Origin of the sequence: Nocardioides terrae (genome assembly GCF_900112345.1) — a bacterium.
GTDB lineage: Bacteria > Actinomycetota > Actinomycetes > Propionibacteriales > Nocardioidaceae > Nocardioides > Nocardioides terrae.
Genome location: NZ_FOLB01000006.1, coordinates 230,326 through 246,951, shown reverse-complemented (window position 1 = coordinate 246,951; position 16,626 = coordinate 230,326). Strand labels below are relative to the sequence as shown.

General features: G+C 72.9%; 14 protein-coding genes. 11 read left to right on the top strand and 3 right to left on the bottom strand.

Features of this window, described 5'->3' with window-relative positions; all coding sequences use genetic code 11:
- Together BM236_RS10525 and BM236_RS10520 are read right to left on the bottom strand one after the other, a co-directional pair.
- The coding region (locus BM236_RS10525) for a helix-turn-helix domain-containing protein (protein ID WP_245750264.1) at window positions 1–178 on the bottom strand (178 nt) is incomplete at its 3' end.
- Window positions 179–420: 242 nt separating this feature from the next.
- Window positions 421–1,815, bottom strand: a complete 1,395-nt coding sequence (locus tag BM236_RS10520) for a hypothetical protein (protein ID WP_091123306.1) — start codon at window positions 1,813–1,815, stop codon at window positions 421–423.
- A 318-nt stretch (window positions 1,816–2,133) separates the two neighbouring features.
- Here BM236_RS10520 and BM236_RS10515 point away from each other — a divergent pair, with 318 nt between their 5' ends.
- Window positions 2,134–2,556, top strand: coding sequence for a hypothetical protein (locus BM236_RS10515; RefSeq protein WP_139230078.1), 423 nt, complete (start codon window positions 2,134–2,136; stop codon window positions 2,554–2,556).
- An 8-nt stretch (window positions 2,557–2,564) separates the two neighbouring features.
- On the opposite strand, the gene BM236_RS10510 is transcribed toward BM236_RS10515, so the two are convergent.
- Entirely contained in the window at window positions 2,565–3,851 is a 1,287-nt protein-coding gene (locus tag BM236_RS10510) for a protein kinase domain-containing protein (RefSeq protein ID WP_175507639.1), read from the bottom strand.
- 122 nt (window positions 3,852–3,973) lie between these two features.
- Here BM236_RS10510 and BM236_RS10505 point away from each other — a divergent pair, with 122 nt between their 5' ends.
- The 10 genes from BM236_RS10505 to BM236_RS10460 are packed head-to-tail and all read left to right on the top strand — an operon-like array spanning window position 3,974 to window position 16,621.
- Window positions 3,974–4,654 (top strand): vWA domain-containing protein, encoded by a 681-nt coding sequence (locus BM236_RS10505; RefSeq protein ID WP_091123300.1) that lies wholly within the window; start codon window positions 3,974–3,976, stop codon window positions 4,652–4,654.
- Window positions 4,651–5,898, top strand: coding sequence for a PP2C family serine/threonine-protein phosphatase (locus tag BM236_RS10500; protein WP_139230077.1), 1,248 nt, complete (start codon window positions 4,651–4,653; stop codon window positions 5,896–5,898). Before BM236_RS10505 ends, BM236_RS10500 begins: the two co-directional genes overlap by 4 nt.
- Before the next feature lie 5 nt (window positions 5,899–5,903).
- Window positions 5,904–6,167, top strand: a complete 264-nt coding sequence (locus BM236_RS10495; RefSeq protein WP_091123295.1) for a WXG100 family type VII secretion target — start codon at window positions 5,904–5,906, stop codon at window positions 6,165–6,167.
- Between the two features lie 2 nt (window positions 6,168–6,169).
- A complete protein-coding gene (locus BM236_RS10490; protein WP_091123293.1) occupies window positions 6,170–6,451 on the top strand; it encodes a WXG100 family type VII secretion target in 282 nt (93 codons plus the stop codon).
- Entirely contained in the window at window positions 6,448–7,521 is a 1,074-nt protein-coding gene (locus tag BM236_RS10485; RefSeq protein ID WP_091123291.1) for a hypothetical protein, read from the top strand. The genes BM236_RS10490 and BM236_RS10485 overlap by 4 nt, the downstream gene beginning before the upstream one ends.
- A 12-nt stretch (window positions 7,522–7,533) precedes the next feature.
- A complete protein-coding gene (locus tag BM236_RS10480; RefSeq protein ID WP_091123289.1) occupies window positions 7,534–8,313 on the top strand; it encodes a hypothetical protein in 780 nt (259 codons plus the stop codon).
- Window positions 8,314–8,324: 11 nt separating this feature from the next.
- Window positions 8,325–9,023 (top strand): vWA domain-containing protein, encoded by a 699-nt coding sequence (locus BM236_RS10475; protein ID WP_091123287.1) that lies wholly within the window; start codon window positions 8,325–8,327, stop codon window positions 9,021–9,023.
- A gap of 16 nt (window positions 9,024–9,039) precedes the next feature.
- Window positions 9,040–13,143 carry an FtsK/SpoIIIE domain-containing protein gene (locus tag BM236_RS10470; protein ID WP_139230076.1) on the top strand — a complete coding sequence of 1,368 codons (4,104 nt, stop codon included), beginning with the start codon at window positions 9,040–9,042 and terminating at the stop codon, window positions 13,141–13,143.
- Window positions 13,140–15,506, top strand: coding sequence for an FHA domain-containing protein (locus BM236_RS19510; protein WP_091123283.1), 2,367 nt, complete (start codon window positions 13,140–13,142; stop codon window positions 15,504–15,506). Before BM236_RS10470 ends, BM236_RS19510 begins: the two co-directional genes overlap by 4 nt.
- Window positions 15,503–16,621 (top strand): BTAD domain-containing putative transcriptional regulator, encoded by a 1,119-nt coding sequence (locus BM236_RS10460; protein ID WP_091123281.1) that lies wholly within the window; start codon window positions 15,503–15,505, stop codon window positions 16,619–16,621. The genes BM236_RS19510 and BM236_RS10460 overlap by 4 nt, the downstream gene beginning before the upstream one ends.
- Window positions 16,622–16,626: the final 5 nt, after the last annotated feature.

Here is a 16,626-nt window from a genome sequence, read left to right as displayed (position 1 = left end):
CCACCGGGGCCGGGGTCCGGTTCGGTTGACGGTGCGGACGGGAGGACCGATCCAGCATCCCGGCTGGCCCTTCGGCCTCGTAGCGATCAGCCCACTTCTTCGCGGTCTTCCACGACACGTCGAAGCGCTCGGCGGCGCGCGGGATCTTCCAGCCCCCGTCAACGATGAGTCGGGCCATCTTGAGGCGGGCGCGAGGGGTCAGGGCGGCGTTGGCATGAGTAGCGTGGGACACGAAGGCCTCCTTTGGTGGCGGAGCGGTTTCTCAACAGCTCCACTCCACACCGGGGAGGCCTTCACCCACCTACACCTCAGATCGTGTCGTCACACGATCTCGACCAACGTGCCTGGGCATCACATCTAGTTCGACCGGACGAACGCCGTCGGCGAGCGGTCGCTCGTCGGCGGCGTCGTCCTGAGCGATCAGAAGGGCCGGTGACCGACCATGTTCATCGGCGCCGTGTAATGCGGCGCCGGCGCCTTCGGTGGCGCCGCCACCGGCGCCGTGTGCTCGACGGTGGCGACCGGCGTCGACCGGGACGGCTTCGGGGCCCTCACGACGTGGACGCGGAAGGTCCGCGTCGCATCGCCCTGGTAGCCGCGGAAGCCGCGGACGACGACGCGCAGCTTCATCGTCCCAGGACTGCCCGCACGCTTCGCGAGCCGGAAGGCACCGTGGGCCCGGGACCTGCCGCTGGCGATGGTGCGCCACCGGTGACCCGACTTCTGCTGCAGCCGCAGGCGCGCCCTCTTGGCGCCGGGGGTGACTCGACCACTGACCACGACGGTGCTGCCCGCGCGAACCGTGCCGTGCTGCAACCGGCCCTTGATCCGGCTGCGGACGTGCACGGTGATCGGTGCGCTGGTCGCGGACTCGAACCGATCCGTCGCGTCGCTCACGAAGACGTACGTGCCCGGTCTGATGCGTGGGATCGCGAACGCTGCCGCGCTGCCGGGGGCGAAGCTTCCCCGGGCTACCACGCTCCGGCCTCCGGTGACCCGGACGAGGCTGCCGGTTCCGCTGAACACACCGCCCGCGGAGCCGTGCCCGTCCGCGGCGGCGGAGGCGAACCCCGCGAAGCTGACGCCGCGGCCGGTGTCGACCGTGACCGACGAGCTCCCTCCGCTGACACCGAGGCTTGCCGCGGTGGGGACGCCCTCGAAGTCGTAGGTGGTGGAGCCGACGACGAACCTGTCGAAGTAGAACGGGTCGCCCTCGCAGCCGAAGGTCACCATGACGACTGCGCCGGCGTTGTCGGTGCCGTAGACCTGCGCGATGCCGCGGATGGTCTTCTGGTAAGGCGCGGGGCTGGCCGGGAACATGTAGGTCCCGTCTGCGTGGATCCAGTGCCAGGTCAGGAGCGCGTTCGCCAGACCCAGGAACGAACCCCAGCCATTGATCGACGCGGGCAGGTCGACGATGCCGACCAGGATGTCCGTGTCCCCGGGCGGGGTGTAGTAGGCCACGAGGTGTCCGACGTCCCCGGGTCTCGTTCGCACGCCCATCTGGAGGGTGGTGAGCTGACTCGGGTGCCGCACATAGACCCAGGGTCCGGCCTCGCTGCCGGCGGTCGCGAAGTCGAAGCCCGTCGCGTGGCTGCCGGCCAGGCCCACAGCACTGTAGATCGCGCTCGGCGCCTCGCCCGCCTGAGCCCAGGGCGCGCCGCACTGGTTGCTCCAGTGGTTCAGCCCTGCGGCCTCGTAGTTGTGCCCGGGCACGGTGATCACCGTGTTCGCGGCAACGGGATCGTGGATGCCGACCAGCGTCGTCGCCGCTGTCAGGAGGGCGGTCGCGGCCGCCAGGATCGTGCGTCTCATCGTGGCTCCTCGTCGGTGGGATCGTCGGCGTCGAGGGTCAGCCGAGCAACTGAGGTTCCACTGAGGTGCATCGACCGTGTCCAGGCTGCAGCAACGTAAGACCGCGTCGATGAGCCCCGGGGAGGGCTGGGGAACCTACCCAGAACTGGGGTTTCTCGGCCTGGCGTGCAGACGCCGACTCCTCGCATCGGCGACGTTGCGGGTGGTTCCACCGCAGCTCGAGGCGCGCCCCACCGCCTCAGCACCGCCTCAGCCAGCGGCAGCACCGTGGCACACGACGACTGGGACACGGCCGTCAGCGAGGGAGGGGCGACGCGGATGGCTGGACTCACAGCAGACGCCGCGGTGGTGGACGCGTTGCATCACGCGCTCGATGCCGACCCGACAGCAGGGAGTCGGCCCGGCCAGCTGCGCGCCGAGCTGACCGCACGCCTGGGCGAGCTCGCCCCATCCCACCGGCCGCAGATCCACCAGGTCGTCGCCGCGGCCGAGGACAACCTGCCCGCCACGCTCACCCGAGTGGCACCGCTCACCTCCCAGTCCCTGCTGCGCCTCAGCGAAGAGCTGGCCACCGGACGCGGCTGGACTCGTGCGACGGCTGAACGCACGATCGCGATCTGGGCGACCGCCCTCGGGTTCGGTGACCTGGTCGCCTCATCCTGGCCGCGGGAGCCGCTGGCTGTCACCGTGCTGCCGGGTGACCCACCGGCGACGCCACCCTCGACGGAGCCACTCCGTTGAGCGGCCGCTCAGCCTTGCAGCGTGGCGAGGACACCGCCGAAGTCGATCGTGGTGCCGACCACGAGGCCGACGCTGCGGCCGGGGTCCACGGTCCGGGTGTCGCCACCCGCGAGCACGGCACGCCAGGGCTGGACACCGACGTTGCGGAGCCCCCAGACGTCCGGGCGGCCCGGGTGCGGCGAGACGACACCGACAACGTCGTCGTACGCGTAGTCGCGCTGCAGGTGGTGCCGCGTCACGCGCGTCTCGGCGTTCAGGACGAGAACCCGGGTGCCGAACTGCAGCCTGACGGGAGGGGTGATCGAGGCCCCGCAGGCCCAGCAGGGGCCCAGCGGGCGACCGTCCTCGGTGAAGTTCTCGCGCCCGCAGGCGCAGTAGGCGATGCCGTCGAGCAGCCGCGCGAGGTGGGAGCGCCACACACCCTCGCGCACGCGCCGGGCCGGATCGTGGAGGCCGATCGTGAACGCCCGGCGGAAGTCGTCGTGCAGGAAGCTCGGGTACAAGGGCCAATACCTCAGCACCGCACGGTGGACGCCTGGAACTGGGGCGTTGCTCGAGTCATCCGGGTCGAAGACGAACAGCGGCTCGGTCCCGAAGAGGCGACGGTCCGCCTCGGCGTCCAGACAGGGGTAGTCGAGCTCATGCCGCCCCTCCAAGGGGTGGTGGAACATCAGCAGGTAGAAGAGCAGGACGGCCAGGGAGTAGAGGTCGGTGGCCGTCGAGGGCTGTGCCTCACGACGGACGATCTCCGGCGCCATGAAGCGCGCCGTCCCGAGCACCTGGGCGGGATGGCCGCCGTCGACCGTGACGTTGTCGTTGTCGCAGATCATGGGCTGCCCGGTCACCGGGTCGAAGAAGACGTTGCCGAGGCTGATGTCTCGGTAGCAGAGGCCGAGTGCGTGCAGCTTGAGGAAGCTGTCGGCGAGCCCGAGACAGAGCCTGACCACCACGGAGAACGGCACATCCGCCCCCATCAGCAGATCGTTGATCGGCCGGTAGCGCGGAGACCGAAGGGCCATCACGTAGCCGAAGTCCGGCGGGGCGCCGAGCACCTCGACCGGCCAGATGAACGAGTCCGAGGGCGGCGGGGCCTGCGCCAGCTTCCGCAGCGCTGCCCACTGGTCCGGGTGGGAGGTCTCGGGGCGGTACCACTTGAGCGCCAGCACGGGAGCATCTGCCCGGTCCTGCGAGACGAGCTCGAAGACGATGCCCTGGCTTCCTTCACCGACCACCTCGCCGACGCGCCAGCGCCCGCCGTGACGGGGCAGCTCGAGGGACTGTCCAACGAGCAGCACGTCCTCCCCCCTCACCGGCCGGCGTGCGGCGCTCGCACGAACAGGGCCCCTCACTGTGCATCATCGGGCACCGCACCGGCCCGTGCGAGGCGTTCTTCCCTGTCTTTAGGGAGGAGGTCCGAGTGACGAACCGTCCGGGAGCCGAGCTGGCCCGCCGCCCGCTCCACTTCTTCCTCCTCGCCGACTGCTCGGGGTCGATGGCCGCCGACGGCAAGATGACGGCGTTGAACACCGCCGTCCGCGAGGTGCTGCCCCTCCTCGCCGAGACCTCCCAGGGCAACCCGCATGCGCAGGTCACCGTGCGAGCGATCGGCTTCGGCCGAGGCGCGTGGTGGCACGTCGAGACGCCGACCGACCCCGACGACCTGGTTTGGGAGGACCTCCACCCGGGCGGCTACACCGACCTCGGCGCCGCACTGGACCTGTTGGCCGGCGCGCTGACGGTGCCGCCGATGGAGGAGCGTGCGCTGGCACCGGCCGTGGTGCTCGTCTCCGACGGCATGCCGACCGACGACTTCACGGACGCGCTCGAGCGCCTGCTCCGACTGCCCTGGGGCGCGCGCACCGTGCGGATGGCAGTGGCGATCGGCCAGGACGCGGCGTACGACACCCTGACCCACTTCATCGGTGACCCGGGCCTCTCACCGGTCACCGCCTCCAACCCGGAGCAGCTGGTCATGGCCCTACGTTGGGCGACGGTCCATGTCGCTCGCGCTGCGTCCTCGCTGGCCACAGCTCCCCCACCTCCGCCGCGGCTCGCCGCAGCGTGGGCGCCGGGCGAGGATGAGGACGTGATCTGGTGACGGCCGCCGGCTGGCGCGCGGCCAGCGCCTCCGAACGCGGGTCCTCGCACCGTGACGGCACGCCGAACCAGGACGCCGTCGGGTTCACCCGAGCCGTCGACGCCGACGGCGACGAGGTCTGGCTGGCGGCGGTCTCGGACGGTCACGGCGGGCGGCGGTATGTCCGTTCCGACATCGGCGCGCGGCTCGCGGTGCGGTGCGCGCTGGACGTGCTGTGCGAGGTCGTCCCCGACCCCTCGTGGCTCACCGTCGGCGCGATGGACGGACTGCTTCGCGATGCGATGCCCCGCGTGGTCGACGCCTGGCGGCTGGCGGTGCTGGCCGATCTGGCCGAACGACCCTTCACCGACCTCGAGGCCGAGCGTGCGGGGGCCGACGCACTCGACACCGAGCCGCTCCTGGCCTACGGTGCCACGCTGATCGCCGCCGTGATCGGCAGCGCGGCCATCGCCGTCGCCCAGATCGGCGACGGTGATGTGCTCGTGCGAGCGAGCGGGTTCGCCATGCGTCCCGTCCCCGGTGACGACCGGCTTGTCGCCGGCGAGACGACCAGCCTGTGCCTGGAGTCGGCCGTCAGTGACTTCCGGTTCGCGACCCTGCCGGCGTCCGCCGAACCCGACCTCGTCCTGCTCGCCAGCGACGGCTACGGGAACTCCTTCGCCTCGACGGACTGGTGGCACGGGCTGGTCGACGACCTCGCCCTCTTCGTCGACGAGAACGGGTTCGACTCGTTCAACGGCCACTTCTCCTCGTGGCTCTCGGAGTCCGCCGCGATCGGCGGTGACGACGTGTCGAGTGTCGTGCTCGTGCGGGAGCCGCTCCTCGTCGGGCCGGCGGGACGGGCCGTCTCCCCAGCGCCCGCACCCGTCAGTCGCCCCTACGTGCCGCCCTCGCAGGACTTCGCGTCGCCGCCTCGGCGGACCTTGCTCGACGACGACCCGCCGTTGGCGCCGGTCCGGCGCCGTGCGCCGACACGGCTCTGGCTGGCGGCCGCGGCCGTGGCCGCCATGATCGTGGTCGCGGGTGCCGTCGTCGGTGCCGCACTGCTGCGCGACGACGGCGAGGGCGGCCCGGTCTCCCCCGCGACGACATCGAGCGTGCCGACACCGGCGGCTTCCCAGGAGCCGGCACCGGCGGCTCCCACCACGCGCAACCCTGGCGACCGGCACCTCAGTCCGCCCTCAGGGCCTGGGACGAAGGTCGTTCCCGACAAGAAGCACCCCACCAAGAAACAACGGAGGTAAGCACCATGGCACGAATCGGAGGAGAGCTCGAGCAGCTCGTCACCCTGCGCGGGACGTTCGACCGTGAGGCCGGCAGCGTCGAGGAGCTGACCCGCACCATCCGCGGCCAGCTCGCCGGAACCAGCTGGGAGGGGCCCGCAGCGGACCGCTTCCGGCAGCTCTGGGAGTCGGAGTTCGAGCCCAGCCTGGGCAAGCTGCGCAGCGCCCTGCAGGACGCCGCCCTGGAAGTCTCCCGGCGCCGCGAGGCGCTTCTCCAGGCGGGCAGCTGACCATGTCCGTCGTCACCGGCGACCCCGCCGCCATGCGGGCAGCGGCCGCCCAGCTGCGCTTCAGGGCCGAGACGGTGGGAACCACCGTCTCGACGGTGGACAGTGGGGTCGCCGGCATGACGTACGCCGGCCCTGCGGCCGACGCGTTCCGGACCCGGATCTCGACCGCGAGCCGCACCCTGCGCGACGTCTCGGCCCGGATGGCCGGGGTGGCCGACCGGCTCAACCGCGAGGCCGCCGTCGTCGAGGCGCAGCTGCTCCAGCAGGCCCGGGAGCAGCGATGACCGCCCTGGCGTGGCGGGCGCCTGCGCGTGCCAGCGTCTGCGGGCCCAGCGGCTGGGTCCCGGTCGAGCGGCTGGAGGTCGTGCGGCCCGGCGGCCAGGCGTACGTCCGGGTCGAGTCGACTCCGGTCGGGGCCGACGCCGACCTGGAGGCCCTCGTCGCCGCCACCGACCACTTCCCCGGTGCCGTCGACGGCGGTCTGGCGACCACCGTCGTGCTCGGCGCGCCCGGGCAGAGCCGCACGATGACCTGGTCCGAGAACGGGTGCGCGATGAGCGCGACGATCCGCTACGGCCTGCACGATGGCCGCTTCGTCGTGCTGACCTCGGTCCTGCCGGACGGCAACGCGGCCACGGCGGCAGAGGCCGAGGCGATCCTCGGATCGGTCAGGTTCGTCACGCCCGCTGCCGGCGCGCCAGAGGTGCTGCCCGTCCGGGAGAACGATCGGGCCGACTGGACGACGGTCACCCGCCTGTGGCAGGGGAACGGCACCGTGAGCCGGTCGCAGACCTACACGATCACGTCCGAGGAGGCCTTCGGTGCCGCCCAGCACTTCGGGGTCACGCTCCTGCCGGGCTCCGACCCGTCGGTCCTCGACGGACTCGATCCGGCGGCGCGCGACGCGGTCACCTCGGCGAGCTGGCGCAGCCTGGTCGCACGCGGCGCCGACACCGACCCCTGCCTCCGCGAGGCGCTCGAGCTGGCGGCGTCGCACGACCTGTTGGTGGTGCTGGCCGCCGACGACGCGCTCGCCTGGTTCGCCGCCCGCCCGCAGCGGATGGTGGTCATCTCGCGCGGCACGCGCCCGCACGAGCTGGAGCTCGCCGTGCACGGGACCGGCGAGCTCGCGACGAGGATCCTCGCCGCGACCGCGCGCAGTCGCGGCTCCGTCCGGCTGCGCAGTGCCTACCGCGTGGCCGGGGCCGTCACGGGCGCCGAGGCCGGCTGGCACCAGACGGACCCGTCCGGTCCGACAGCACACCCCCGTCGTACGACGGCCGACGGCTCCGACCTCTCGACCGACGACATCCGTCGCCTTCTCGGCACGCTGCTGCCGGCCGGCGCCCACTGAAGGAGGAATCCGATGACCACGATCTGGATGGATCCCGCCGAGCTCGACGGCATGGCCGGTCAGCTCAACGGCCAGGTGACCCGTTTGCGCAGCGCGGTCGAGGGCGTACACGGAACCTGCATGTGCGCCGTCCCGCCGGCGCTCGCCGGCTGGCTGCAGGAGGAGCTGACCGCGATCGAGCGCGACGGCACCCTGGCCACGCTGGCCTATCTGGTCGCCGGGCTCGACATCGCGCTGCGCGCACAGGAGATCACCGCTGACCAGTCGCTCGCCACCGCCGTCGCCGGCCCGGACGTGGACCTCGCCACCGTGCTAGCGGGCAGTGCGACCGTCGGCGGCAACAGCGGCGTCGACCTCTCGGCCTGGACCGCCGGCATGCAGGCCGGCACGACCGTCGGCGGCAACAGCGGCGTCGACCTCTCGACCTGGACCGCCGGCATGCAGGCCGGCACGAGCGTCGGCGGCAACGCCGGGATCGACGTCTCGGCCTGGGTCGACGACATACACGGCGGACAGGGCGGAGGCAGCCCGGCGGATCTGGCCGTGGTCCTGGCGGGAAGCGCCGGCGTCGGGCCGTCCACGCTCGGTGCCGCGCTCAGCAAGGGCGGGTTCTCCGGGGCGGCGACGGCGCTGATGATCGGCATCGGCGGAGAGCTGAACAAGGCCACGAACGCTCCGACGGGCATGGACTACGTGGGCGCCGGCGCCTACGGCGACCACCACGGCAACATCGGAAGCTTCGGCGACATCTTCCCCGACCCCAGCGACCCCGGCAGCAACCGGATCGGCTGAGGGTCTTCGCCATGACGTTCCGCCCGGGTGCCCGGCCGACCGGTCGACCTCTCCACTTCGTCTTCCTGCTGGACGGCTCCGGCTCCATGGCCGCACAGGGAAAGATCGAGGCGCTCAACGAGGCGATCCGGGCGGCGCTGCCCGACCTGCGTGACGTCGCGGCCCAGAACCCCTTCGCCGACCTGCTGGTCCGTGCCATCGTCTTCGCCGACGGCGCCCGGTGGCACGTGCCACAGCCGACGCCCATCGCGGAGCTGACCTGGGCACCCGTCGTGGCGGGGGGCTTCACCGACCTCGGCGCGGCACTCACCGCCGTGAGCGAGGTCCTCCAGGTCCCTCCGATGGACCACCGGGCGCTCCCCCCGGTTCTCGTGCTCATCTCGGACGGCCAGCCCACCGACGACTTCGAAGCCGGGCTGGCAGCGCTGCTCGCCGAGCCGTGGGGCCGCCGAGCGGTCCGTATGGCGATCGCGATCGGAGCCGATGCGGACGTCGACGTGCTGGACCGCTTCATCGCCGACCCCGGCATCAAGCCCTTCACGGCGGCCGGACCCGAGCAGCTGGCCTACCTCGTCCGCTTCGTCTCGACGGCCGCCTCGCGGATCGCGTCACAGCCCGGTCGGCCGGACGCGGCTGAGCCGGTGTCGGAGCCCCGGCTGCCGGAACCGGAGCTGCCCGAGCCGGCCGACCCTCAGCTGCTGGTCTGGTGACGGCGTGGGCGGCGGCATGAAGGAGACGCTCGAGGTCGAGGTCGAGGCCGCCCTGCCCGGTGCGGAGCCGCGCCGCCTCGCCGTCAGGGCCCCGGCGGATGCTCAGGTCGGCGCGATCCTCGACGCGGTGGCCCGCCACCTGGGCGTCGAGGGATCGACCGGCGCGGTCCAGGCCCGATCCCTGGTCAGCAACACCTGGCTGGACCGAGACGTCCCGTTCGGGCAGGCCGGGGTGCTCCGTGGTGAACGGCTCGTGCTCACCGTCGGTCTGAGCCCGGCGGGCAGCACCGGCGCACTTCGACGCTGGCCACGGCACCGACCGGGCGATGCGGAGGGACGGGTCGCCGTCAACAGGCCGCCGCGGACGGTCCGTGTCGAGCCCGCGCTCGACCTGACGCTGCCGAAGCCGCCGCAGGGCAGGTCACCGCGGCGGTTCCCGCTCGGCGCCATGGTGATACCCCTGGCGATCGGTGGGATCCTCGTCCTCGTCACCCGGCACTGGGAGATCGCTCTCTTCGCCCTCTTCACTCCCGTCATGGTGGCGTGGAACTACTACGAGGAGCGGCGAGCGCGGGCTGACGACCTGCGCGAGCACGGCCGCACGTTCGACGAGGAGGCCGACGCCGTGCGGGCGCGGCTCCGGGGCTTCGCCCACGACTGGCTCGACTGGCAGCTCGCCACCCACCCCGACCCCGATCAGGTCGCGGCGGCAACGCGCGAGCTCAGCCCTCGGGTGTGGGAGCGCCAACGCGGCGATGCCGACGACCTGCACCTGCGGCTGGGCACGAGCAGACGGAGGGCTCCGGCGGTCCTGCGCGAGCAGACGTCGTCGCACCTCGCGGCGTCCGACCGGCCCGACTACGAGTCCGAGCTCGACGTCCCGAGCGCCCCCGTCGCGGTCGCGCTCTGGACGGAGGGCCCGCTCGCCGTGCTCGGCGAGCGCGTCGACACGGTGGGCGTGACGACCTGGCTGAGCGCCCAGCTGGCGACGCTGCACAGCCCGGCCGACCTGCGGCTCGCGCTCGCGAGCACCGACGTCGACACCTGCGACTGGTGGCAGTGGTTGCCTCATCTGGCCGATGACCTCCTCGGCGAGCCGGCCGTCGCCCACACGGCCAGAGACACGCACGCACTGCTGACCGCGGTCGCCGCGCTCGGCCGGCGGCGCCGTGAGGAGAGTGAGCAGGGCCGCCGGGTGAGGCCGCCGGATGGCCCGGTCCTCGTCGTCGTCGTCGACCAGGACACCCGGCCCGACCCTGCGCTGCTCGGCCAGGTCGCGCTCCTCTCCGATGTCGGGATCGCACTGATCTGGACCGGCTCGGACGCCGAGACCGTGCCCACCGCGACGAGCGTCCTCCTCAGCGTCGAGCGCGGCGCCCGAGGTGCGGTCCTGACCGGTCTGCGTGGTGGTGCACAGGTCGACCTGCTGCCGGAGACCTTCGGACGGGTCGCGGCCCTCACCCTCGCCACGAGCCTCGCGCCCCTGCAGGACGCGGGCGACGTACGCCGGGCCCACCGACTCCCGGAGCGGGTCGTCCTCGAGGACGTCCTGCCCGAGCCGGCGTCGATCGTCGCGATGCGACGTCGGTGGGAGTCGGCCCATCCCACGGAGCTGATCGCCCGCATCGGGCTGTCGCACGAGGGGCCCGTCGACCTCGACCTGGGCCCGACCGGCTCGCACGTGCTCGCCGGAGGCACGACAGGGTCCGGCAAGAGCGAGCTGCTCCAGGCCATGGTCGGCGCACTGGCGGCGACGTACCCGCCGAGCAGGGTCGGCTTCCTGCTCGTCGACTACAAGGGCGGCTCCGCCTTCAAGGACGCCATGCACCTGCCCCACTGCGTCGGCGTGGTGACCGATCTCGACGAGCACCTCACCCGACGCGCGCTGGCGGCGCTCGAGGCCGAGATCCGTCGCCGCGAGCAGGTCCTCGCCGCCGCCGACGCCCGCGACCTCACCGAGCTGAGGCTCAGGTCCGGCTCCACCAGCATCGGCGACCTGCTCATCGTCGTCGACGAGTTCGCGACCCTGGCCAAAGAGGTGCCCGAGTTCGTCGACGGGGTCGTCGACATCGCTGCACGAGGGCGCTCACTCGGGCTGCGTCTCGTCCTGGCCACGCAGCGCCCGGCCGGGGTGATCACCGACCGCATCAGGGCGAACGTCGATGTCCGGATCGCACTCCGGGTCAACGACGAGGCCGACAGCCTGGACATCGTCGACGCCCGCGACGCGGCGCACATCCGGCGCTCACTCCCCGGCCGCGGCTACCTGCGCCGACACCGCGACCTGCTCGAGTTCCAGAGTGCGTACGCCGGCGGACCGCTGCGCGAGGAGAGCGGTGCGCTCGTCGAGGTCACCGACCTGAGCGACCCGGGCGCCGCGTCGGACCGGTCGCTGCCGCGCCACGACGCGGGAGGGCCGACCACGTTGGAGGCGCTCGTCGAGGCGGCCCGGCGGCTGCTGGGCACGGGCCGTTGGGAGCCGCCACACGTGCCCTGGCTGCCGCCGCTTCCGGCCGTCGTGACGACGACCGAGCTGGCCGCCACGGCGGACGCACCCGACGGTGCGGCCCTGCTCGCGCTCGCCGACCTGCCCGACCGGCAGGTCCAGCGGGTCGCCGTCTTCGACCCCGCCTCGCACGGCGCGTTCCTCGTCTTCGGGACCAGCCGCAGCGGCAAGACGACGGTGCTGCGGACGATCGCCGCTGGCCTGCTGGACCGGCTCGGCCCCGACCGCCTGCAGCTCTACGCGCTCGACTTCGCGGGGCACGGCCTCCACGCGCTCGCGGACGCCCCCCAGTGCCTGGCCACCGTGGGACCCGACGACCCCGGCCGGATCGCCCGGGTACTGCGCCGGCTCACGGCCGTGGTCGCGACCCGCAAGCAGCTGCTCGCCCGGGAGGGCGCGACGAGCTTCGGCGAGCTCGCCGACCGCTCGGCGACGCTGCCGCGCGTCGTTCTGCTGCTCGACGGCTACGCGGGTGCCGCGTCCGCCCTCGAGCGTCTCGACGGTGGCCGGGTGCTCGAGCAGCTCGAACGACTGGTGACCGACGGCCCGGGTGTCGGCATCCACGTGCTGCTCACAGCCGATCGGCGCGCGGCCATCCCGCAGGCGCTGAGCAGCGTGGTGACGACCCGGCTGGTGCTGCGGATGGCCGAGAAGGACGACTACGCCCTCCTCGGTGTGGAACCGGCACTGGTGCGCAGCGCCACGCTGCCGCCCGGCCGGGGCTTCATCGGCGGCACGACCGAGGTGCAGGTCGCCGTCCTCGCGGGTGCGGAGCCCGCGGCCGAGCAGGCGGCCCTCGCCGCCGTGGTCGCACGGGCTCGCAGCCGGTGGAGCCGCACCGAGCCTCCGGTCGACCGGATGCCGGACGAGGTGGGGTTGAGCGACCTGCCGCCCGCGGTGCAGCCGCTCGTCCTGCCGGTCGCGGTCGGTGACACCGACGTCGCGCCGGTCGCCGTCGACCTGCGCGACGGGCATCTGCTGGTGGCGGGTCCGCCGCACAGCGGCCGCACCACCGCTCTCGCCGCCCTCGCAGCGGCCGCACGACGGCAGGCCGCCCCACCCGCGCTCGTGCTCGTCCATCGCCGAGCGAACGTGCTGGAGAAGGGGGTGGCCTGGGATCTCGGGCCCCTCGACGCCGACGACGTCGACGCGGTCGAGGGTCTCGGCGGCGCCGTGTCCGCCCTCCTCGCCGATGGTCACAGCAGTGTGCTCGTGCTCTGCGACGACGCCGACACCTACGGCGAGCGCGCCTCCTCCGCGCTGGAGGAGCTCGCCCGCACCGGCCGGGACGCGCCGGTCCGGGTGGTCGCCACCAGCGACAACCGCTGGGCGCAACGGGCCTACACGGGGCTGGTGCCGGAGGTGCGCCGCAGCAAGCAGGCGCTCCTCCTCGCACCCGAGGTCGAGCTGGACGGGGACCTGGTCGGCGTACGGCTGCGGGCGCCCTTGGAGCCGATCGGGATGCCGGGGCGGGGATTCCTCGTCACCGGCGGGCGGGCTGAGCTGATCCAGCTCGCCCAGCCGTCAGTCATGGCGGCACGGACCTCCGTGGCCGAACACATCAGGAGACCGCACGAGGCTCGGCTCGTCGAGAACAAGGGAGTAGACCGATGAACCAGGTTGCCGAACTCGTCCGGGCAGAGGTGGCGCGGCTGGTCCACAGCCACGGGCCAGACCTGCTCGATGACGCACGCCGGGTCCGCGCGATGCTGGCGGATGCGGTCCCGGGGTCCACCGGTGAGGCCAACCTCCTGGGGTTGGCCATCAGTGCCGGTGTGCCCGCCAAGCTGCGGCAGCGGGGCGTCGCCGCCGCTCCGAGCATCGCACGCGAGCTGGAGGAGAGCAGCTCGGTCCAGTCCCAGGACGCGATGTGGGTCGTGGGCACGATCGCGGAGGCCATGCGGCTGCGGCCGGAGCCGGTTCCCGACCGCACCCTGGACGGCCTGCGGACCACCGGGGCGCCGGACGTGGACGACCTCACCGTCCGGGCCGCCGGCAGGGAGTTCGTCGTGCGGGCCGCCACCGGTGCGACGATCGGCCGGGACCCCGAATGCACCATCACCCTCGACGATCCGGGTGTCTCGCGCCTGCACGGCCGGCTCGAGCACGCCGGCGGCACGTGGGTGTACGTCGACCAGCAGTCGACGCAGGGCAGCTTCATCGACGGTGTGGCCGTCACCCGCCATGAGGTCGACGGCCAGACGGAGGTGCGGCTCGGGCAGGGGTCGGGGGCCTCCCGCCTGACGCTGCTTCCGGCCACCCGGCGGCCTCCGGTGAACGGCCATGGCACCGGCCCCGGCCCCGGTCTGGGCAACGCGAACGGTGCCGCGCCGCAGACCGTGCTGCCAGGGCAACGACCGGGTGGCGTGCTCGCCGTCGGCGCCGCACCGCCGACCGAGCTCGGGACGGGGATGCTGGTCCCGACGGACACCGCCACGGTCACCCTGGACGGCGTGTCCCGCACCGTCACTCCGGGGAGCACGCTCACGATCGGGCGCGAGGCGGACTGCGACCTGGTGGCGACCGCCTCCACGGTCTCCCGACACCACGCTCGTCTGGAGCACGTCGCCGGTGGCTGGCACCTGCGGGACCTCGGTTCGACCTCCGGCACGTGGCACCAGGGCGCGCGTCAGGAGGACATGCTGCTCGCCGGCGACCAGGAGGTCATCCTCGGTGATCCGGCGAAGGGACAGCGCGTGCTGCTCCGCACACCCGGCGCAGCGCCGGCCGCTCGGCCTCTGCGCCGAGCGGCGCGCAAGCCCCGCTCACACCCTTCGGGCGTCCCGACCCGGGCGCTCATCGGGCTGGGCGCGGCGGTCCTCGGCCTGGTCCTCGTCGCGGTCGCGGCCGTCGTGGTGCTGTCGCGAGACGACAAGGCCCCCGTCGCGACGGTGACGAAGGACGACCTGGCCCGAGCCACCGTCGCGCTCCTCGCCACGAACGGCGACGAGGCCTGGGGCGGTTCGGGGGTCATCGTCGACGCCGACAAGGGGCTGATCCTCACCAACGCCCACGTCGCGGCTCCTGCCGCCGTCGGCCGGGCGCTCCGAGGCGCGGACTCAGGAGCGCCCTACCTCTTCGCCGACGAGGCGACGGCCAACCCCGACGACATCGAGGTCTCCGTCAACGAGGGTCTCGACACGTCGGCCGAGCCGCGGTTCACCGCCACGCTGGTCGCCGCGGACGGCTACCTGGACCTGGCGGTCGTGCGGATCACCAAGAAGTTCTCCGGCACGGCGGTGGCGGCTCGCGATCTCGCAGGTCTGACGGAGGTCCGGCTTGGTGACTCCGACACCGTGCGGACCGGGGATCCCGTCACCTACGTGGGCTACCCCGGAGCGGCGGACTCCGCCGACCCGACGCTGACCACCGGCAGCGTCGCCAGCACCTCCAGCGACGACCGCCTGAACGGCGCGCGAGCCCTCGTCAACACCACGGCGACGGCATCGGGTGGCAACTCGGGCGGGCTCGCCTTCGATGCCCACAACCGGATGGTCGGTGTACCCACCGTCGGCCTGCTGGACAAGGTGACCGGCGCGGCCGTGCTGTCGGGCTTCGTGCCGGTCAACCTCGCCCTGCGGCTCATCAAGGCGGCCAGGGCGGGCAAGGACTACGTCAGCCCCTATGCGACGGCGGCGCCGGACGGTGCGACGGCGGAGGTGACCCTGGCCGAGCCTGGCCGGCCCGGCACGGCAGCGGTGGGTTGTCAGCCCGACTCGGGAACGTCGCCCGTCTACGCGTGGGGCGTGGATCTCACCGGCACGGCGGGAGGCAAGCACACCGACGTCGTCGGGGAGCTCACCGACCTCGGCAGCGGTGACTCGACGTACGTCGCGACCAGCTACCCGACCGAGGTCCCCGCCGACGGCTGCGTCACCCTCTCGTTCGGCCGTCTCGATGTCGGGCGCTACGAGCTGAAGGTCGGCTTGGGCGGTGACCTGCGGGTCGTCAACGACACGAAGTTCACGTTGCGGTGATCGTTGCCCCGCCACAGGTCCGGGTGCGCCTGCTCGGCGCCGTCGACGTCTCCGTCGACGGCGTCGCGCTGCCCGTGCGCGGACTGCGTCTCAAAGCCGTGATCGCGGTCCTCGCTCTCGCCCGCGGACGGGTGGTGCCGGTGCAGGAGATCCTCGATGCGGTCTGGGAGGAGCACCTTCCCGACGCCGCGCGCAACGCGCTCCAGTACCACGTCGCCGTGCTCCGCAAGACGTTGGCGGCCAGCGGAGCATCCGACGAGATCACCACCCGTGCGCCGGGCTACGCGCTGAGGGCCGAGACGGACGTCGCCACGTTCGTCACGCTCGCCGCCGAGGGCAGGGAGGCGCTGGCGGACGGGCGCCCGGCGGTGGCGGTCCGGTGCTTCACCGACGCGCTGAACGAGTGGGACGGGCGGGCGCTGGCGGACATCCGTGAGCTCCGTTTCGCTGAGAGCCGGGCCGTCTGGCTCGAGCAGCAGCGGCTCGCCTGTCTCGAGACGTGGGCCGGCGCCGAGCTGGCGGCCGGACGCGCCGGCGAGCTGGTCGCACCGCTGCAGGAGCTCGTCGTCGAGAACCCGACCAGCGAGCTGCTGTGGGAGCAGCTGATCATCGCGCTCTACCGGTCCGGCCGGCAGGAGGCCGCCCTGGCGGCCTACCGCTCGGCGAGGGAGGCGCTCGACGAGGAGCTCGGGCTCGCGCCGTCCGCCCGACTGCAGGGAGTCCACCAGGCGGTGCTCCGTCAGGACCCTCGTCTCGATCCGCTCCCCGCACTGAGGTCGCTCAGCCCACGCGTACTGACCCGGACCACACTGGTCGACTCGGGCGGCTCGCTCCGCGCGCCCGCGGTCATCGGCCCCGGCGGCCAGCGCCTGGTGCTCGACGCCGGCGTCCCGGTGGTGGTGGGCCGGCACGGGGACTGCGATCTCGTCGTCGACGACGACCAGGCGTCGCGGCGGCATGCCGAGATCGTCTGGAGCGGAGCGGGCTACCTGGTCAAGGACCTCGGCTCGACCAACGGGACCTACGTGAACGGGCGAAGGCTCGACCGGCCGCACCTGCTGAGTGGCGGGGACCGGATCGAGGTTGGCGCCACCGTCGTCCGCTTCGTGCACTGACACGA